The sequence below is a fragment of the Geothrix alkalitolerans genome, assembly GCF_022808885.1.
Taxonomy (GTDB): domain Bacteria; phylum Acidobacteriota; class Holophagae; order Holophagales; family Holophagaceae; genus Geothrix; species Geothrix alkalitolerans.
Genome location: NZ_JAKZLE010000001.1, coordinates 292,059 through 310,757, shown reverse-complemented (window position 1 = coordinate 310,757; position 18,699 = coordinate 292,059). Strand labels below are relative to the sequence as shown.

Genomic DNA, 18,699 nt, shown 5'->3' with positions numbered 1-18,699 from the left:
GCCGCTCACCCGGCGCTGCGCTTGGGTTCAGGGGAGATGCAGGCAGAAAACGCCGCATCCGTGCGAAACTTGCCCCAGGCTTGGCCCCACCCGATGAGGCCCAGGTACACGGAGCCCGCGTGCCTCTCAACCCTCCCATCCCCATCTTGATCGTGGACGACGAGGCCGATCTCCGGAACCTCCTGGTGGAGGCCCTGGTGGATCATGGCTATGACGCGACCGGCGCCGAGGATGGCGCCCGGGCCCTGGAGCAGGTCCGCCAGAAGCATTTCCCGGTCATCTTCACCGACCTCAACATGCCGGGCGGACTGTCGGGCCTGGAGCTGCTGCGGGCCATCCACGACGAGGATCCGAGCAGCCTCGGCATCCTGATGACGGGCTACGCGACCACGGAATCGGCCATCCAGGCCCTCAAGCGCGGGGCCTACGACTTCATCCAGAAGCCCTTCAAGCTGGTGGAGATCGAAGCCAGCCTGGGGCGCGCCCTGGAGCACTACCGGCTGCTGCGGGAGAACGAGGAGTACCAGCAGAACCTCGAGCGCATGGTGGAGGCCCGCACCCAGGAGATCCTGGGCCTGAAGAACGACATCGAGCGGCTCTTCGAAGGCTTCGTGAATGCCTCCGTGACCGCCATCGAGGCCCGCGATCCCAGCACCTCCGGCCACTCCAGCCGCGTGGCCGAACTCACCGTGGGCCTGGCGGAGGCCGTGAACGGTACGCCCAACGGCCCCTACGGCCAGGTCCACTTCACGCCGGTCCAGATCCGCGAGATCCGCTACGCCAGCCTGCTTCACGACTTCGGGAAGGTCGGCGTCCGCGAGCAGGTGCTGGTGAAGGCCAAGAAGCTGCCCCACGAGCGCCTGGAGAGCCTCTACCAGCGCCTCCACCAGCGTTCCGTCGAGTCATTGCGGGATCGGGTCCTCGAGGCCTGGGGCCAGGGGCAAACCTTCGACGAAATCCAGCTCGAGGACCTGCTGCGCCGTCAGGAGGAGGAGACCCGGCGCATCATGGACCTGGTGCGGCGGAGCAACGAGCCCACGGTGCTGCCTCAGGAGGTGGCCCAGGAGCTGGACCGGCTGGAGGACCTCACCTATCAGCACTGGAGCGGGGATCGCCGGGTCCTCTTCGAACCCGACGACCTGGACCTGCTGCGGATTCCCAAGGGAAGCCTCTCCACCGAGGAGCGGGAGGAGATCGAGAGCCATGTCACCCACACCTACCGCTTCCTCACCCAGATCCCATGGACAAACGAGCTGGCCGGTGTGCCCGACATCGCCTACGCCCACCACGAGCGCCTGAACGGGCGCGGGTACCCAAGGCGCCTGACGGCACCGGATATCCCGGTGCAGAGCCGGCTCATGGCCGTGACCGACGTATACGACGCCCTCACCGCGGCCGACCGCCCCTACAAGGCCGCCGTAAGCCTGGAGCGCAGCCTGGAGATCCTGGACCAGGAGGCAAGGGTGAACCTGCTGGATGCCGAGGCCCTGCGCATCTTCATCGAGGCCCGGATCTACCAGCGCACCATGGTGCACGGGAGAACGAACGTCTCATGACCGGCGCCGGCCCTCAAGGTAAGGTGAGGGGATGACCAGCCCGCAGCAGCTTCTCTGGACCGGCTTCCGAGGTCTCGACACCGCAGAGGTGGACCTCCCGTTCGCCCCTGGAGGAATCATCCTCTTCGGGCGGAACCTGGACCCGGACCCCGGGGCGGGCCCCGCCCGCTGCCGGGCCCTCATCGATGGCCTCCAGGCCCGCTACGGACGGGACCTGCCGCTGGCCGTGGCCCTGGATCAGGAGGGCGGGCCCGTGAGCCGCCTGCGCCCCTGGGTGGGAGCCACCCCGCCCCTGCGGCTCATCTGGACCAGCGGCGGCGCCGCGGCCTGCGAGGCCTGGGGCCGCCTCTGGGGCGAGGGCCTCCGCCTGCTGGGCTTCAACGTGGACTTCGCGCCCGTGGTGGACCTCTGGGACGGCCACCCGGACGCGGGCATCGGCGACCGGGCCGCCAGCGGGGAGCCTTCCGAGGTCGCCGCCGCCGCCGGGGCCTTCCTCCACGGCCTGGAATCCACCGGTGTCCGGGGCTGCCTGAAGCACTTCCCCGGCCTGGGTGGCACGACCCTGGACAGCCACAAGGGCCTGCCCGGCCTGGAGGAGCCCGCCCAGGTGCATCGCAACGCCGCGGCCTTCCTCCCCCTCGCCCACGCGGACCGGCTGGTGATGGTCGCCCACCTCCGCACCCCCGCCTCGGCCCCCCTGCCCGCCAGCCTGCACCGCGGCTCCGTGGCCGCCAACCCCTGGGGCATCCAGGGGCGGTTCCTCCCGGACGACCTGGAGATGGGCGGCTGCGCGGACTGGAGCTGGGACGACCGGGTTCGCCTGTCGCTGGAGGCCGGCCACCAGTGGCTGCTGGTCTGCCAGAGCCCCGAAGGCTGGATCGCCTGCGCCGAGGCCGCGGACCGCCTGCCCGAGTCCCTGTGGGCCGCCCCTGTCCAAGCCGCCCGGGCCATGCGGCGCCACCTGCCCCCCGCCCCGCCCTTCGGGGCCGCGGCCTGGGACGGCTGGCTCAAGCGGCTCCGGAGCGCGGCCGATAGGATCTGATGAGCGCCCGCGTCCTCATCGTCGACGACAACGCCATGATCCGGAACGAGATCAAGGCGGTGCTCATGCGCGATGGAGGCTTCACGCACTTCCTGGAAGCCACGGACGGCCTCACGGCCTTCAAGACCATCATGGAGACGCCCCCGGACCTGGTGCTCTGCGACCTGGTGATGCCGGGCTTCGACGGCCTGAAGTTCCTCGGCCTCAAGGCCAGCCGCAAGGAACTGGAGCAGATCCCCGTGATCATGCTCACCGCCGAGGACGACCTGGACCGCAAGGCCGAGATCCTGGCCCGGGGAGCCTCCGACTACGTCACCAAACCCTTCCACGAGAAAGAGCTCCTGGCCAGGGTCCGCATCCACACCAAGCTCAAGCGCCTCCAGGACGAGCTCCGGGAGATGAATGCCCGCCTCGAAGGGCTGTCCGTCACCGACGCCCTCACGGGCCTGGCGAACCGGCGCCTCCTGTACTCCCGGCTGGAGGAGGAAGTGCGGCGAGCCCGGCGCACCAGGGTGCCGATCTCCGTCGTGATGATCGACATCGACCACTTCAAGAACGTGAACGACACCTACGGCCACGCCATGGGCGACCTGGTGCTGCGCAACATCGGGACCCTGCTGAATGCGTCCATCCGGGCCACGGACCTGGCCGCGCGCTACGGGGGGGAGGAACTCACGCTGGTGCTTCCCTACACCGACGGCACCGCGGCCTTCCAGGTGGCCGAGGGCCTGCGGCTGAAGATCGCCGACCAGGTTCACACCCTGGGCGGCACCGCCCTCCAGAAGACCGTCAGCCTCGGCGTCTCCTCCCGCGACGGCCAGGCCGAGATGCCTGGGGCGGAGGAGCTGCTGAGGCTGGCCGACGAGGCCCTCTACCGCGCCAAGCAGGGCGGGAGAAACCGGGTGGAGCGGGCGGAGTAGCGATCAGCTGTCAGCTATCAGCTATCAGCTATCGGCTGTCAGCCAATGCAAAAAGGACGCGGCCCGCAGGGCCGCATCCTTTTCCACTGGTAGCTGATGGCTGAGAACTGACAGCTGACAGCCTATTTCGCCGCCTTCCGCAGCGCCTCGATCTTGTCCGTGTTCTCCCAGCTGAACTCCGGGCGGCCGAAGTGGCCGTAGGCGGACGTCGCCCGGTAGATGGGCTTGCGGAGATCCAGGGCTTCGATCATGGCCTTGGGGGTGCAGCTGAAAACCTCGCGCACGGCGCGGACGATGGCCTCGTCCGACACCTGGCCGGTGCCGAAGGTGTCCACGGCGATGGAGACGGGCTCGGCCACGCCGATGGCGTAGGCCAGCTGGATCTCGCAGCGGTCCGCCAGGCCGGCGGCCACGATGTTCTTGGCGATGTAGCGGCCCATGTAGGCCGCGCTGCGGTCCACCTTGCTGGGGTCCTTGCCCGAGAAGGCGCCGCCGCCGTGGTGGCCGCTGCCGCCGTAGGTGTCCACGATGATCTTGCGCCCGGTGAGGCCCGTGTCGCCCATGGGCCCGCCCACCACGAAACGGCCGGTGGGGTTCACGTGGAAGATGGTCTGTGCGTCCAGCAGGTCCTGGGGCAGGGCGGCCTTGATGACATCCTGGACCACTGCGTCGCGGATGCTGTTCTGGGTGATGTGCTCGTCGTGCTGGGTGGAGATGACGACGGTGTGGATGCGCTTGACCTGGTCCCCGTCGTACTCCACGGTCACCTGGGACTTGCCGTCGGGGCGCAACCAGGGCAGCTCGCCGTTCTTGCGCACCTCTGCCAGCTTCCGGGTGAGCGAATGGGCGAAGTGCACGGGCGCAGGCATCAGCTCCGGCGTCTCCCGGCAGGCGTAGCCGAACATCAGGCCCTGGTCGCCGGCGCCGCCGGTGTCCACGCCCATGGCGATGTCGGGGCTCTGCTGGTCGATGGTGACCATCACGGCGCAGGTGGCGTAGTCGAAGCCCTTGATGTGGTGGTCGTAGCCGATGTCCTTCACCACGTCGCGCACCAGCGCGGCGACGGGGATGTAGGTCTCGGTGGTGATCTCGCCGGCCACCAGGACGAGCCCGGTGGTCAGGAGTGTCTCGCAGGCCACGCGGCTGCGAGGATCGTCCTTGAGGGCCGCGTCCAGCACGGCGTCGGAGATCTGGTCCGCCATCTTGTCGGGATGGCCTTCGGTGACGCTTTCGGATGTGAAGAGATGACGCCCCTGGGCGGCCATGCCTGACTCCTGGGAACTCCTCCGGACGATCTCGGAGGAAACGGAAAGTATATCGTGGGACCTCAGGTTCATACACCTTTCGGATGACGCGGGAAACCTTGCCATGCCCTAACCTGTGGGATTAAGGTGGGATGTTTCCATCCCCGCAGCGATTGCCCCCAAGCCCCCTCAGTGGAGGAACCCATGATTCTCTTCCGTCGTCCGGCGTTGGCCCTCACGCTGATGGCCGCGTCCATCCTGATGGTGTCCACCGCGTGCAAGCGTGAGGATCCGCAGATCCGGGAACTGACCCAGAAGGCCGCTGAGGCCGACAAGGCCAGCCAGCAGGCCAACCAGGCCAGCGCGGAGCAGCAGAAGAAGCTGGCCCAGGCCGGCGTGAACGACATCCGGCCCAATGCCGAGACCCTCCAGCTCACGGACGAACAGAAGAAGGCCCTGGAAGAGCGCATCAAGAACGAGAAGAACAGCTCCTACCAGGCCCTCCTCCAGGAAGTGCTCGACAAGGACAAGGAAATCAAGGACCTCAACTCGAAGATCGCCAAGCTGAAGGCCGACCTGCCCAAGCCTGACATCGCCCGTCCCAACGACAGCCACTACGGCATGGCCATGCGCTTCCTCAAGAAGAAGGGCGTGTCCGAGGCCGAGGCCAAGAGGCTGGTGAGCCGCGTGGCCATCATGGAGAAGCTGGCCCCCGGCTTCGAGGTCTACCACTTCTACGCCAACGGCACCTACGGCACCTGGGTCTCCCAGGGCAAGGCGAAGATCACCCCCAACGACCTGATGCGCCAGGAGCGGGAGAAGATCGAGGGCGAGCGCGACGAGGCCGTGGCCCAGAACGAGAAGCTACAGGAAGAGGTCACGGACCTCGAGACCCAGAAGCAGAAGATCACCGAGGAGATCGCCACGCTCCAGACCGAGCGCGCCAACCTGATCGACGAGCGCACCAAGCTGCAGGCCGACAACGCCTCCCAGCTCGCCAGCCTGAACTCCATCCACTACGTCGTCGGCAACCGCGACACCCTGAAGTCCGAGGGCGTCATCGAGATCCCCGTCTTCGCCAAGGACCGGGCCGGCAAGAACTGGCGCGACGAGGTCTTCACCCAGAGCCTCGACCTCCGCTCCGGCAAGACCATCTCCATCAAGGCTTCCGAGGTGGGCCTGAAGAAGATCGGCAAGGTGAACGTGGTGCCGGGCTCCTACCTGAAGGACGAGCACTACAAGCTCACCATCAGCCCCGACAAGCAGACCGCCACCGTGGAGCTCATCACGGTGAGCCGCTTCAAGAACGACAAGGTCGTCTTCGCCGTCACGGACTGACCTACCCGGAGTCAACATGGGGCCCCATCTGGGGCCCCATGGTTTTTATGTGGCAATTCCACGCCGGGCCGCCTATCGTCATCAAACCAATCCAGGACCGATTCCACTTCAACCCCACCCAATGAGGTGACGCGATGCTTCCACGCTTGAATCAGGCGCTCCTCGGAGCTTCCCTGCTGACGCTTCTGGCCTGCAGCAGCGGCGGGGACTCCAAGGCCCCCACGATCGTCACGGGCCCGGGCTACATGCCCAGCACCACCACGCCGGTGTTCGACCCCGCGAACGCGAACGTGCCCCTTCCGAACGTCCTGGCCACGGCCACAGCGGGCGATCCTCTGACGAATCGCGCCCCGAACACGCCCATGACGCCCCCCGAGGCCCTAGCCTACGTGAACATCCATGAGATGGGTGCCACCAACGCCGTCTCCGGCCTGAACGCCCCGATCTACATCCAGTTCAACGCCGCCGTGGACGCCACCACCGTCACCGCCGCCAACGTCAAGGTCTTCCAGATCACGCCCGATGCCGCCGGCACCGAGAACAACCCCCTGGGCTTCGCGGACGTCTCCGGCCTGTTCACCTACCAGTACGCGGCTGGTGGAACCGACCTCTTCCTGTTCCCCAACTTCCCCCTGCTGCCCGGCACCCGCTACCTCTATGTGGTGACCAACCGCGTGAAGGACACCGCGGGCAAGCCGATTTCCGCCTCCCCCTACTTCGAAGCCCTCAAGTCCACCACCCCGCTCACCGGCTCCTTTGCCGCGCTCGAGCCCGTCCGGGCCAACGTCCAGAGCGGTGCCACCATCCTCTTCTCCGGCTACGCCAAGGTGATGAACGACCTCATCACCGCCTCGGCGACCACCACCGTCGCCCAGCGATCCGACATCACGGTGATGGGCCGGTTCATCACCACGGGCGCCGGCTACGTCGTGCCCAACCCCCTCGCCCCCAACACCCGCATCCCCGTGGAGACCGCCCTGCGCTCCTTCGCGGCCGGCGCCACCCTGGGCGGCCTGCCGGCCAAGACCTGGTCGAACGCCGTCAGCGTGACGGCGGTCTTCGACCGTGGCGGCACGAACCCCAGCCCTGACGCCTACTGGAGCGCCGTGATGGGCACCGCCACCGCGGCCCCCGCCAGCGTGGGCACGGTCATTCTCGGCACCATCAACAGCGGCGAGCTGTCCGTGGATCCCGTCGTCGTGGCCGCCAACGCCTCCGTGGCCGGCGGCGACCTCACGGGCGTCACCGGCGCCTACAATCCTGCGGCCGGCGTGGTCCAGCCTTACCGAACGAGCGGTGCCCTCACCAGCTACTACCACGTGCCCCGCGCCATCCCCTTCGTCTACATCGCCCCGGCCGCGGGCTCCAACTGGCCCCTAGTGATCTACCAGCACGGCATCACCAGCCAGAAGGAGACGGTCATCGCCCTGGCTCCGACGCTCAGCGCCGTCGGCCGCGCCGTGGTGGCCATCGACCTGCCCCTGCACGGCGCCCTGGCCGTCCCGGCCCACCAGGTCGCCCCCGGGGACTCCGCCACGGTGAAGGCCCAGAAGTCCGCGGCCTGGGGCCAGGACTTCATGGCCATCGGCGCCCCGCTGGCCACCCGCTCCAACATCCAGCAGGCCGCGTTCAACCTGAACCGCCTGGAACTCACCGTGGTCGCCGGCGGCTTCGCCGCCCTGCCCGCGCCGCCCGCCGCCGCCGGCATCACCTTCGTCGGCCACAGCCTCGGTTCCATCGTCGGGACCTACTACCTGGCCGGGAACACCACCCTCGCCAGCACCGGCGCCCCCTACACGCAGGCCACGCTGGATGCGGACATGAAGGGCTACCTTAGCGTGCCCGGCGGCCGCACGGCCTACCTCATCCAGAACAGCCCCGCCTTCGGCCCCTCCGTGGACGCCGGCCTGGCGGCCGTGGGCATCGCCAAGAACTCGCCCACCTACCACCAGTTCTTCCTGGTGACCCAGACCATCGTGGATCCGGCGGATCCCGCCACCATGACCACCCCGCTGGCCGCGGGCCTGCCCAGCCGCCTCTCCAACCGCGTCTGCATCCAGGAATCCGTGGGTGACCAGGTCATCAGCAACCCCTACACCCGCTACCTGGGCAACGCCCTCGGCGGACGCGAGGTCCTCGGCTCCGCCGGCGCCGCGGTGGCCCCGGGCTTCAAGCAGCTGGCCTACACCGCTGGCGGAACCCCCAACCACGCCGCGGGCGTCCCGGCCCAGTTCATGTTCACGATCTCCGGCGGCGCCCTCGCCCCGAAGGTGGCCAACGCCGCCATCACCGCCGCGGATACCGCCCCGACCCAGGGCTACTTCCAGTTCGACCAGACCGGCATCGGCCACAGCTCCCTGCTGGATCCCTCGAACCTGACCAACCTCATGCTCATCCAGAAGCAGATGCGCTACTTCCTGGGCATGACCGGCGTCAACCTTGTGGTGGATCCCACCCAGGGCGGCGCCGCCCTGCCTGTGGCCGTGCCCGCCTTCCCCGGCGTGCAGGTGCCCGCCCAGTACACCATCCTCGGCCACTGATCCCAGGGCCGCATCCAGGAGAGGCGGGGCTTCGGCCCCGCCTCTTCGTGCCTACCCTTCCAGCTCCGGGAAGGCCGAGAGCAGCTGCTTTCGAGCCTCCAGCAGCTCCGGCGCGGCGGGATCCCGGCGACGGCGGAAGCCCTGGATGGCCTGAAGGTCCTCGCCGGCGCGCTCGAGGGCCGGGAGGCCCAGGAGCACCACCAACAGGGCCAGGGGCGGGACCAGGGCGACGGGCCAACCCCATAGGCTGCCGGCCAGGCCGCCGAGAGCCACGGCCCAGAGAGGGTGCAGGAAGAGTCCCGCCAGCAGCTTTAGGGTGGCCGCCTGGTCGCCCTCGTCGGTGAACCGGCCCGCCACCCAGCCCACCAGGCGGTAGGAAGGCCAGAACAGCAGCGCCGGTGGAAGCAGCAGGGCCGCCAGCCCCAGCCGCAGGACGGCACCCGGCAGCCAGCGCCGGACCTCCGCGCCCGGATAGGGATGCCCCACCTGATCGGGCCGCACCCCCTTGGCCCGGAGCCAGGCCTGGACCCCGTGGACCCGGGCCTCCAGGGCGGCCAGGTCTTGCTCCGGCAGCGCGGCCAGCCGCGGGACCAGGGCCCGAACCCGGCAACGCAGGATCTCCAGGTCCACGCGGCTGCCGGGCACGTCCGCCAGGAGCCAGGCCACCTCCTGGGCCAGGGCCAGCACCCGCACGGCCTCGTCGTGGAGGGTGAGGGGCTTGAGGGCGGCCCGGATGCGGGCGGTCAGCTCCGCCACGGCCTCCGGGTCGGCCCCCCGCGGCGCAAGATCCCGCCAGGCCACGGGCTCGCCCACCCGCAGGAGGACGCTGTGGCGGAAGGTGGCGCGGTCCCCGTAGACCAGGCCCGCGGACACCAGGGCCACCGGCACGGGACTGGACAGGGCCATCCGGGCGGCGCCGGTCTTGAGGGGGGCCAGGTCCGCTTCCGAGTGGCTCACGCCCTCGGGGAACATGGCCACGGAGCCGCCTTCCGCCAGCACCTCGTGGACCTTCCGGAAGCACTGCTGGATGGTCTCCGGCGTGGCGCCGCCATCCTTGGGCCGGGTTACGGGGATGGCCCGGAAGGTCGCCAGGAAGGGCCGCAGGGGCGCGAGCTTCCACAGCGTGGCCTTGGCCAGCCAGCCCGCCCGGCGCTCCAGGAGGGCCCCCGCTGCCAGGGGATCCAACAGGCCGTTGGGATGGTTCAGGAGGATCAGGCAGGGGCCCGGCGGCAGGTCCGGGCCCTCCCGGCGAAGGGCGCGGAACCAGATCCGCCCCAGCAGCCGCGCGACCCGGCTGGCCGCCATGTCAGGCCTTCGCCGGGCGGTGCCGGGCCCACCAGAGGAACGCACCGCTGAGAACGATGGCCGGCAGGACAAGGGTGAGCGCCTGGGCCAGGGCATCGCCGCCGGACCGCCCGGCGGCGTGAAGCGCATCCGCCCGGCGACCCACCAGCTCGGGACTGATGGCGTCCCCCAGCAGGTGGATGAGGAGCACGTTCACCGCCACCCCCGTGGCCCGGATGCTGGCGGGCAGGCTGCTGACCGTGAGGGCGTTGACCGGGCTGGTGTTCACGAAGAGCAGGAACATGCCCACGAAGAACAGAGCATAGGCCGTCCCCAGGTGGCCGGTGGCCAGAGCCCAGGCCACCACCGGCGCCGAGGCCACCAGGGTGAGGCCCGAGATCCCGGCCCCGGCATCGGGCCAGCGCTTCTGCCAGCGGTCCGTGAGCCAGCCGCCCAGGAAAGTCCCCAGGATGCCCGTCACCACCGCCAGCGCCCCGAAGACGAGGCCCGCCCGGGCGGTGGACACGCCAAACCGGCGCTGGACCAGCGTCGGCCCCCAGGTGCTGAGGCCTCCCATGGCAAAGGTGTAGGCCACGTAGCTGGCGGTGCAGGCCAGCCAGATCCGATTCCGGAAGACGTGGCCCAGGCGCCGCAGGTAAGGCTCCCCGGCCTCCTGGTCCCCGCCTTCATCCATGGCCCCCCGCACGGGATCCATCTGGAAGGCCATCCAGAGGGCGAGGAGCAGGCCCGGCAGGCCCGCCACCAGGAAGGCGGCCCGCCAGCCCCAGGCCCCTGCCACCAGGCCGCCCAGCCCATAGCCGAAGGCACTGCCCACGGGAATGGCCAGGTAGAACCAGGTGAAGGTCCGGGCCCGGTCCGATTCGTGGAAGCCGTCCGCCAGCATGGCCGGGCCCAGGCTGGCATAGGCGGCCTCGCCCACCCCCACGAGGGAGCGCGTCACCAGCAGGGCCGGGTAGCTGTGGACGAAGGCCGCGCCCACGGTGGCCAGGCTCCAGAGCGCGACACCCCCGGCCACGAGGCGGGGGCGGTGGAACCGGTCGGCCAGATAGCCGAAGAGTGGCGCGGCGCACATGTACACCGCGATGAAAACGAAGGTCAGCCGTCCGAGCTGGGCGTCGGACAGGTGCAGTTCCCGGCCGAGGGGCTCGAGGATCGCCGCCACGACGTACCGGTCCAGGTAGTTCACCAGATTGATGCCGGTGAGCAGCAGGAGCAGCCGTCGGGCGGCGGTCATCTCGTGGCGCGGCGGGTCAGGCTACTTCTTGGGGGCCGCGGGCTTGGCGGCGGGCTTGGGCGCGGGCGCCGCAGGCTTGGCCGCGGGGGCGGCGGCAGTCTCGCTGGCGTCCAGGCGCTTGGCCACTTCGGACGTGAAGCTCTCCATCCAGGCCTTGTCGCCCCAGGAGAGGACCTGCACGGCCTGGTCCGAGAAGACCATCTGGAGCTTCTGCTCCTTGGCCAGCTGCTCGACGATGGGGCCCGCCAGCTTGGTGATGGCCTCGCCCACCTTCTTCTCCACGCGCTGGTACTCCTGCTGGCTGTCCTCCTGCATCTTCTTGGCCTCGAACTCCAGATCCCGGTACTTCTTGGCCAGGGCCTCCTTCTTGTCGGGGTCGATGCTGGGCGAGTTCAGCTGCTGCTGCAGGGTCTGCAGCTCCTGGCCCTTGGCCTGGAGCTTCTCCTGGAGGTTCTTCCCGGTGATCTCCAGCTCAGAGAAGATGGCGCCGGCCTTCTTGGAGATGCGGACCAGCTGGTTGATGCTGAAGAAGGCGAAGCGGGGAGCCTCCTGGGCCGCGGCGGGCGCGGCGAGGGCGGCGGACAGGCACAGGGCGGCCACGGACGGGGCGAGCAGGCGCATGGGGGATCTCCAGGGCGAAAGAGCCATTGTAGCGTGGGACGGGGCCCGTCGTCGGAATCAGAAGGTGGTGCCGATGGAGAACTGGAAGTCGTTCCGGCCTTCCGTATCGAAGGGATAGGGATTCAGCTTCCGGGACCAGATCAGGCGCAGCGGGGCCGGGCTGATGGGCAGGAAGAACCGGAACTCCAGGCCCGCCGAGCGCAGCAGGGTCGGGTTCGTGTAGGAGTACTCGTTGTTGCGGAGGTCCTTGTAGGTCACCGTGTCCTTGCTGAAGACCTTCGTGCCGCTGCCCCAGGCGTTGCCCGCGTCGTAGAAGAAGACGAGTCGGAACTGGTCGGCGATCTTGAACTGGTACTCGAAGTTCGCGATGAACTGCTTGTTGCCGCCCACCACCACGGGCTGGCCGTAGTTGTCCAGGAGGACGCTGCCCACCTGGCCGTAACGGTAGCCGCGGATGCTGTTCTCGCCGCCGGGCCGGTAGAGGTCGTAGAGCGGGAGATCGTCGCTGCCCATGTTCTGGAGGTAGCCGTAGCTGAGGTTGGCGGCGAAGATGTGGCGGTCGCCGATATTGGCGAATTTGGCGAAATCCCAGGTGGCGCGCAGGAAGGGCTTGTCGCCCCCGAACTGCCAGCCGCCGTATTCCAGGCCAAAGGACACCCGGGTGCCCTGGGTGGGCTTGAACTGGTGGTTCACCGTGCTGTAGGACAGGCTCTGGCTGAAGGTGGACGTCAGCTGGTTGCCCATGTCCCGGAAGTAGTAGTTCCGCCCGCCCTCGATGCGGATGAGCCGGAAGCTGTAGCCCATGGAGTAGGTGGTGAAGAAGGCCCAGGGCTGGTTGGGGAACCAGTTGCTCAGGCGGGCGCCCACGGACACGCCGAGGCTGCGGGTGAACTGCTTGTAGGCGTTGGCGATGCCCACGCGGGAAGCGTCGTAGTCTGCGGACCCGTTCGACACCGACGTCGAGAACGAGTACGGCAGGTCGAAGACGAAGGGCTCCGTGAAGCCCACCGAGATGTTCTTCGAGAACTTGCCGCCGTTGTAGCTGACGGACAGGGTCTCGCCTCCGCCGCCGAGGTTGCGGGTGGAGAAGCTCACGCCCAGGGAGAAGCCGAACAGCGACCCGTAGCCGCCCTGGAAGAGCAGTTCGTTGACGCCGGCCTCCTCGCCGCGGATCACCACGTCCACCTGGGGCTTGTCCGGCACCAGGTCCACCTTGGGCTCGGAGTTCTTCACGTCGAAGAAGCTCAGCTGGCTGATGCCCAGCAGCGAATCCTTGAAGAAGTCCGTGCGGAAGAGGTCGCCCTCCTTCAGCAGCATGCTGCGTCGGAGCACCTTGTCCTTGGTGGTGAGGTTGCCTTCGAACTCGATGCGCCGGACCGTGTACTGCTCGCCCTCGTCCAGCTTCAGGAGGGTGTCCACCTTCTTGACGCCGTTCTCCTCGCGGATGTCGAACTTCTTCTCCGCGCGGAAGAGGATGTAGGCCTGGTTGCTGTAGGCCTCCTTGAGCTTGTCCACGGTCTGGTTCACCGCGTCCAGGTCGAAGGGCACCGGCTTGGCGCCGGGCTTCGGAGCCTCCAGCGACGGCCGGATGTTGAAGAACTTCTTGAGGAAGGAGTGGTTGTCCCGCTTCACCTCCGCGTACTTCATCGGGTAGTAGGTGTCGCGGAAGAGCTTGCCGCCCTCGGCCTTGAAGGTCCCCTCGAAGAACTGCTCGCCCTCGAGGATGGGAATGGTGAGGGTGGCGCGGAGGTCGTACTTGGGGGACTTCGCCTCCTTGATGCGCTTCTCGTTCTTCTTCTTCTGCTTCTCGGTGGTCTTGTCCTCCACCTCGATGACCGGCTTGCCGACGAAGACATCCTTGTAGCCCAGCCGCCAGTAGGCCTTCTTGAGGTTCTCCAGGTCCTCTTCCATGTTCTTGTCCACCAGCAGGTCGTGCGTGGTGAGCCAGCTGAACATCCAGTGCCGGCGCGTCTTCTTCATGACGCTCCGCAGCTGGGCGCTGGAGAACACTTTGTTCCCGCGGAATTCCACGCGGTAGATCTTGGCCTTGCCGCCTTCCTTGATGTCGAAGACCAGGCGGGCCACGCCCGGGCCCATGGGTTCGAGGGTGATGTCCACCACCGGGTTCCGGAACCCCTTCTCGCCGGCCTGCTCCACGATCTGGTTCTTGATCTTTCGGGCGGCTTCCGGGTCGTAGACCGTGTCCGGGTTGATGGTGAGCTTCTTCTCCTTGATCTTGTCCTTGATGTTGGTGATGCCCACCTCGGTGCCGCCGCGGTAGTCGATCTCCTTGATCAAGGGGCGCTCCTTGATACGGATGACCAGCTTCTTGCCGCCCGGGGCGTCTTCCACCTCGAGCTTGACGTCATCGAAGGAACCGCTGGCCCAGAGCTTCCCCATCACACCGCTGAAATCGATGTTCCGGAGGTCGTCGCCCACCTTCACGCCCGACTTGAAGATTACCGTCTCGGCGGTCTGCTTCTGGGCGCCGATCACCTCGATCTTGACGATGGGTTCGATGTCCTGGGCCGCCAGGGAGAACGAGAACCCCGCAGCCAGCAGCAGGGGAAGCACGCCGCTCCACCACCGGGGCTGAGTCCGGTTCCACTCCATGTTCCGCTGCGTCATTCAGGCGCTCCGACCAGATGGGTTTCCTGGCCAGCGGCCACGTCTCCGGAATCAGACAGGGTGGGGACGAGCTTCTCGCCCACCAGATCGAACTTCACGAGTCCCGAGGGCACCGTGTCCTGGCCCACCATCAGCTCGGCGAGGGGGTCCTCCACCTGCTTCTGGATGGCCCGCCGCAGCGGCCTCGCCCCGTAAGCGCGATCCCGCAGGGTGGTCTTCACCAGCCAGTCGCAGGCGGCATCCGTGAGGGACACGGAGAGCTTGTGCTTCTGGAGGGTGACGTTGAGGTCCTCCACCAGCAGGCGGACGATCTTGCGCAGCTCGTCGTCGCCCAGGCGGTTGAACACCACGATCTCGTCGATGCGGTTGAGGAACTCGGGCGGGAAGGTCCGCTTGAGCACCTTCATGGCGTCGCCGGACTTCGCGTCGGGACGGGCGTCCTGCTCGACAAAGCCGAGGTTCTTCTCCGCCAGCAGCTCCCGGCTGCCCACATTGGACGTCATGATGATGATGGTGTTCTTGAAGTCCACCAGGTTCCCGAAGGCGTCCGAAGCCTGACCGTCGTCAAAGATCTGCAGCAGGATGTTGATCAGGTCGGGATGGGCCTTCTCGATCTCGTCGAAGAGCAGGACGCAGTACGGATTCCGCCGGATGCGGTCCGTGAGCATGCCGCCCTCCTCGTAGCCCACGTACCCCGGAGGGGCCCCGAGCAGCTTGGAGACCTCGTGCTTCTCCATGTACTCGGACATGTCGAAGCGGATCATCTTCTTGGCGTCGCCGAACAGGAAGGCCGCCAGGGTCTTGGCCAGCTCGGTCTTGCCCACGCCCGTGGGGCCCAGGAACAGGAACGAACCCATGGGCCGGTTGGGATTCTTGAGGCCCGTGCGGGCCCGGCGCACGGCGCGGGCCACGGCGCTCACCGCCTCGGGCTGGCCGATGACGCGCTCGTTGAGCTTGGGCTCCATGTTCACCAGGTTGGCCTTCTCGTCGCCCTTGAGGGCCTTCACGGGAATGCCCGTCCAGCTGGCCACCACGTCCTCGATGTCCTGCTCGGTCACTTCAGGGAAGCGTGCGTAGTCCTCGTCCGTCAGCTCGCCCCGGTCCTTCTGGAGCTCCTCGCGCAGCTGCAGCTCCTTCTGGCGGAGCAGCACGGCCTTCTCAAAATCGCGGCTGAGGACCGCCTCGTTCATCTCGTTGATGACCCGGTGCAGCTCCTCTTCGTGGGACTGGCCCTCGGCGTCCTGGCCGCCGGGCCCCACGCGCAGCTTCACCCGGGCTCCGGCCTCGTCCAGCAGGTCGATGGCCTTGTCGGGCAGGAACCGGTCGGTGATGTAGCGGTTGGACAGGTAGACCGAGGCTTCCATGGTCTTCTGGGCGTAGCGCACCCGGTGGAACAGCTCGTAGCGGCTGCGGATGCCCTCGATGATGCGCAGGCTCTCGGCCTCGTCCGGGGGGTTCACCGTCACGGGCTGGAAGCGCCGCACCAGGCTGCGGTCCTTGTCGATGTACTTGGCGTATTCCTTGTGCGTGGTGGCGCCGATGCACTGGATCTCGCCCCGGCTGAGGGCCGGCTTCAGGATGTTGGCGGCGTCCAGGCTGCCCTCGGCGGCGCCGGTGCCGATGAGGCTGTGGATCTCATCGATGAAGAGCACCACGCTGGGATCCTTGCTGGCCTCGGCGATGATGGACTTCAGCCGCTCCTCGAACTGGCCGCGGTACTTGGTGCCGGCCACCACGAGGCTGAGGTCCAGCGCGTAGATGCGCTTGTCCACCAGGCTGGGCGGGACCAGACCCTCATAGATCTTCTGGGCCAGGCCCTCCACGATGGCCGTCTTGCCCACGCCCGCCTCGCCCAGCAGGATGGGATTGTTCTTCCGGCGCCGGCTGAGGATCTGGATGATGCGCTCGACCTCCTGCTCGCGGCCGATGAGGTTGTCGAAGATGCCCCGCTCGGCCATCTCCGAGAGGTTGCGCGCGAACTCGGAGAGGAGCGGGTGCTCCTTCTTCTTCTTCGCGATCTTCTCCTCCTTGGTGCTCTCCAGCAGGATCTCCTTGGCGGCGATGAGGTCCGCCCCCGCCTCGATCAGGAGCCGGCCGGCCAGGCAGCCCTCCTCCTTGAGCATGCCCAGCAGCAGGTGCTCGGCCCCCACATGCTTGTGGTTGAGCTTGGCGCTCTCCGCCGTGGCGTGCTGGAGGATGCGCTTGACCTCCTCCTCCATGGGGATGTCGATGCTGGTGCTGCTGGGGGTGATCTTCTTGTCCCGCGGGGTCAGGGCCGCCACCAGGCGCTCCCGCAGGGCGCTCACGTGCACGCCCATGCGCTCGAGCAGCTGGGTGCTGGTCTTTTCCGACTCCCGGAGAAGCCCCAGCAGGAGGTGGCCGCTCTGGATGCTTTCCGCACCGAACTGGCTCGCCTCGTAGCGGGCGAAGAACATCACGCGTCGTGCTTTTTCGGTGAATTTTTCGAACACGGGACACCCTTTCGGGTTAGGTGCGGATCGCCCTTACGGGGGATTGGATGGCTCCGAAGCCGGGATGGTTCCGGGGCGGCCTACCAGGGTAGCGCCTTCCAACACCGTTGTCCCGGCCCGGCTGGGACAGAACCGACCCCTGACCCGGGGCAGAACCCGCCTCCACCCGGGACAGAACCCCGCGGCGACGGTAGACTGGAGGGCTGGGAGGGCGACATGAGCCTGGTTAGGACCAATCTGGCGATCCTGGGGCTCCAGTGGGGGGATGAGGGCAAGGGCAAGGTCGTGGACCTCCTCAGCCCCAAGTTCCAGCAGGTCGTGCGTTTCCAGGGCGGCAACAACGCTGGCCACACGGTGGTGGTCGACGGCCAGAGCATCGCACTGCATCAGGTGCCCAGCGGCGCCCTCCACCCCGGCTGCTTCCTGGTGGTGGGCAACGGGGTCGTCCTCAACCTCGACGTCTTCCAGCAGGAACTGGACCGTCTCAAGGCCCGGGGCTTCGACCTGGGCGGCCGGCTGATGCTGTCCGACCGGGCCCACCTCATCCTGCCCCACCACATCGCCCTGGATCTCTGGCGCGAGGGCGGCGCCAACAAGATCGGCACCACGGGCCGCGGCATCGGTCCCGCCTACGAGATGAAGGCCGGCCGCATGGGCGTGCGCCTGGGCGACCTGCTGCACCCGGAGACCCTGGCCGACCGCATCCGCCCCGGCTACGAGGAGGTCCGCCTGCGCCTGGGCGCCGAGGCGGCCAGCCTGCCCGCCCTGGAGGCCGTCGTCGACGGCCTGCTCCGTACCGCCGAGCCGCTCCTGCCCTACATCGGCGACACCCAGAGCCACCTGGTGGCCGCCTGGGAGCGCGGCGACCGCATCCTCTTCGAAGGCGCCCAGGCCACCCTCCTCGACATCGACCACGGCACCTACCCCTTCGTCACCTCCAGCAACTGCAGCCTGGGCGGCCTCTTCACCGGCACCGGCCTGCCCCCCAAGGCCCTGGACAAGATCCTGGGCATCGCCAAGGCCTACACCACCCGGGTGGGATCGGGCCCCTTCCCCGCCGAGATGCACGACGCCACCGGCGAGCGCCTGCGCCAGGTGGGCAAGGAGTTCGGCACCACCACCGGCCGGCCCCGCCGCTGCGGCTGGTTCGACGCCCCCATCACCGCCCACGCCTGCCGCACCAATGGCGTGGATGGCCTGGCCATCATGAAGCTGGACGTGCTGGACGGCCTGGATGAGGTGGGCCTCATCGTGGGCTACCGCACCGGCGAAGGCACCGTCACCACCAAGCTCCCCAGCTGCGCCGCCGACTGGAAGGACCTGAAGCCCGAGGTGAAGCTGTTCAAGGGCTGGGCCAGCACCCGCGGCATCACCCAGCACGGCCAGCTCCCGGACGCCGCCCACGCCTACCTCGAAGCCCTGGTCGAGAGCGTCGAGGTGCCCATCGCCTACCTCAGCACCGGTCCCGATCGCCAGGAGGGCTGCATCTATCCCGGGACCTTCCTGGAACCGCTCCTGGCTTGACCATGAGCCGTATCGCAGGCACACTGGTCGTCCTGCCCATTCAGGCACCGCACGCTCGCGTGCACCGCGCGCTCGAGGGCTCGCGGGCCTGAAGCCACCGGCAAGGGCCCTTAGCTCAGCGGTAGAGCAGCGGCCTTTTAAGCCGTTGGCCGCGGGTTCAAATCCCGCAGGGCCCACCAAGTTCCACCCCATGGGGCTATCGTCTAGGGGTCAGGACACCGCCCTTTCACGGCGGTAACACGGGTTCGAATCCCGTTAGCCCTACCAGCAAAAAGC

The 18,699-nt window shown here is 68.0% G+C and carries 12 protein-coding genes and 2 tRNA genes; 8 read left to right on the top strand and 6 right to left on the bottom strand.

Annotation, left to right across the window (positions count from 1 at the left end; genetic code table 11):
* The first annotated feature begins 119 nt into the window (after window positions 1-119).
* The 3 genes from MLJ35_RS01350 to MLJ35_RS01340 are packed head-to-tail and all read left to right on the top strand — an operon-like array spanning window position 120 to window position 3,518.
* Complete coding sequence (locus MLJ35_RS01350) at window positions 120-1,556, top strand: HD domain-containing phosphohydrolase (protein ID WP_243382394.1); 1,437 nt, start codon at window positions 120-122, stop codon at window positions 1,554-1,556.
* A 31-nt stretch (window positions 1,557-1,587) separates the two neighbouring features.
* On the top strand, window positions 1,588-2,598 hold the full coding sequence (locus tag MLJ35_RS01345; protein WP_243382392.1) for a glycoside hydrolase family 3 N-terminal domain-containing protein: 1,011 nt from the start codon (window positions 1,588-1,590) through the stop codon (window positions 2,596-2,598).
* Window positions 2,598-3,518 carry a diguanylate cyclase gene (locus tag MLJ35_RS01340; RefSeq protein ID WP_243382390.1) on the top strand — a complete coding sequence of 307 codons (921 nt, stop codon included), beginning with the start codon at window positions 2,598-2,600 and terminating at the stop codon, window positions 3,516-3,518. Before MLJ35_RS01345 ends, MLJ35_RS01340 begins: the two co-directional genes overlap by 1 nt.
* 122 nt (window positions 3,519-3,640) lie before the next feature.
* Here MLJ35_RS01340 and metK read toward each other — a convergent pair whose 3' ends face one another.
* Window positions 3,641-4,783 carry a methionine adenosyltransferase gene (metK, locus tag MLJ35_RS01335; protein ID WP_243319866.1) on the bottom strand — a complete coding sequence of 381 codons (1,143 nt, stop codon included), beginning with the start codon at window positions 4,781-4,783 and terminating at the stop codon, window positions 3,641-3,643.
* 183 nt (window positions 4,784-4,966) lie between these two features.
* Between metK and MLJ35_RS01330 the strand changes: the two genes are divergently transcribed.
* Together MLJ35_RS01330 and MLJ35_RS01325 are read left to right on the top strand one after the other, a co-directional pair.
* Window positions 4,967-6,100 (top strand): hypothetical protein, encoded by a 1,134-nt coding sequence (locus MLJ35_RS01330; protein ID WP_243382388.1) that lies wholly within the window; start codon window positions 4,967-4,969, stop codon window positions 6,098-6,100.
* Window positions 6,101-6,234: 134 nt separating this feature from the next.
* Window positions 6,235-8,640 (top strand): Ig-like domain-containing protein, encoded by a 2,406-nt coding sequence (locus MLJ35_RS01325; protein ID WP_243382385.1) that lies wholly within the window; start codon window positions 6,235-6,237, stop codon window positions 8,638-8,640.
* Window positions 8,641-8,691: 51 nt separating this feature from the next.
* Here MLJ35_RS01325 and MLJ35_RS15765 read toward each other — a convergent pair whose 3' ends face one another.
* From MLJ35_RS15765 to MLJ35_RS01295, 5 genes are read right to left on the bottom strand one after another with little or no spacing between them, the layout of a single operon-like run.
* The gene (locus tag MLJ35_RS15765) at window positions 8,692-9,945 is read right to left on the bottom strand and encodes a 1-acyl-sn-glycerol-3-phosphate acyltransferase (protein WP_275976281.1); all 1,254 of its coding nucleotides are present in this window, start codon (window positions 9,943-9,945) and stop codon (window positions 8,692-8,694) included.
* Between the two features lies 1 nt (window position 9,946).
* Entirely contained in the window at window positions 9,947-11,179 is a 1,233-nt protein-coding gene (locus MLJ35_RS01310) for a spinster family MFS transporter (protein WP_243382384.1), read from the bottom strand.
* Window positions 11,180-11,200: 21 nt separating this feature from the next.
* Complete coding sequence (locus MLJ35_RS01305) at window positions 11,201-11,800, bottom strand: OmpH family outer membrane protein (protein ID WP_243382382.1); 600 nt, start codon at window positions 11,798-11,800, stop codon at window positions 11,201-11,203.
* A gap of 57 nt (window positions 11,801-11,857) precedes the next feature.
* On the bottom strand, window positions 11,858-14,428 hold the full coding sequence (gene bamA, locus MLJ35_RS01300; RefSeq protein ID WP_243382380.1) for an outer membrane protein assembly factor BamA: 2,571 nt from the start codon (window positions 14,426-14,428) through the stop codon (window positions 11,858-11,860).
* Window positions 14,425-16,899, bottom strand: coding sequence for an ATP-dependent Clp protease ATP-binding subunit (locus MLJ35_RS01295; RefSeq protein ID WP_243319851.1), 2,475 nt, complete (start codon window positions 16,897-16,899; stop codon window positions 14,425-14,427). Before MLJ35_RS01295 ends, bamA begins: the two co-directional genes overlap by 4 nt.
* A gap of 216 nt (window positions 16,900-17,115) precedes the next feature.
* Here MLJ35_RS01295 and MLJ35_RS01290 point away from each other — a divergent pair, with 216 nt between their 5' ends.
* The 3 genes from MLJ35_RS01290 (at window position 17,116) to MLJ35_RS01280 (ending at window position 18,690) form a co-directional block, all read left to right on the top strand.
* The gene (locus MLJ35_RS01290) at window positions 17,116-18,423 is read left to right on the top strand and encodes an adenylosuccinate synthase (RefSeq protein WP_243382378.1); all 1,308 of its coding nucleotides are present in this window, start codon (window positions 17,116-17,118) and stop codon (window positions 18,421-18,423) included.
* 104 nt (window positions 18,424-18,527) lie between these two features.
* Window positions 18,528-18,602: transfer RNA gene (locus tag MLJ35_RS01285), tRNA-Lys, on the top strand.
* Window positions 18,603-18,615: 13 nt separating this feature from the next.
* Window positions 18,616-18,690 (top strand) — tRNA-Glu (locus MLJ35_RS01280).
* Window positions 18,691-18,699: the final 9 nt, after the last annotated feature.

Coding starts and splice junctions, on each gene's coding strand:
- MLJ35_RS01345 (WP_243382392.1), top strand. CDS start 1,588: ATGACCAGCCCGCAGCAGCTTCTCTGGACCGGCTTCCGAGGTCTCGAC.
- MLJ35_RS01340 (WP_243382390.1), top strand. CDS start 2,598: ATGAGCGCCCGCGTCCTCATCGTCGACGACAACGCCATGATCCGGAAC.
- metK (WP_243319866.1), bottom strand. CDS start 4,783: ATGGCCGCCCAGGGGCGTCATCTCTTCACATCCGAAAGCGTCACCGAA.
- MLJ35_RS01330 (WP_243382388.1), top strand. CDS start 4,967: ATGATTCTCTTCCGTCGTCCGGCGTTGGCCCTCACGCTGATGGCCGCG.
- MLJ35_RS01325 (WP_243382385.1), top strand. CDS start 6,235: ATGCTTCCACGCTTGAATCAGGCGCTCCTCGGAGCTTCCCTGCTGACG.
- MLJ35_RS15765 (WP_275976281.1), bottom strand. CDS start 9,945: ATGGCGGCCAGCCGGGTCGCGCGGCTGCTGGGGCGGATCTGGTTCCGC.
- MLJ35_RS01310 (WP_243382384.1), bottom strand. CDS start 11,179: ATGACCGCCGCCCGACGGCTGCTCCTGCTGCTCACCGGCATCAATCTG.
- MLJ35_RS01305 (WP_243382382.1), bottom strand. CDS start 11,800: ATGCGCCTGCTCGCCCCGTCCGTGGCCGCCCTGTGCCTGTCCGCCGCC.
- bamA (WP_243382380.1), bottom strand. CDS start 14,428: ATGACGCAGCGGAACATGGAGTGGAACCGGACTCAGCCCCGGTGGTGG.
- MLJ35_RS01290 (WP_243382378.1), top strand. CDS start 17,116: ATGAGCCTGGTTAGGACCAATCTGGCGATCCTGGGGCTCCAGTGGGGG.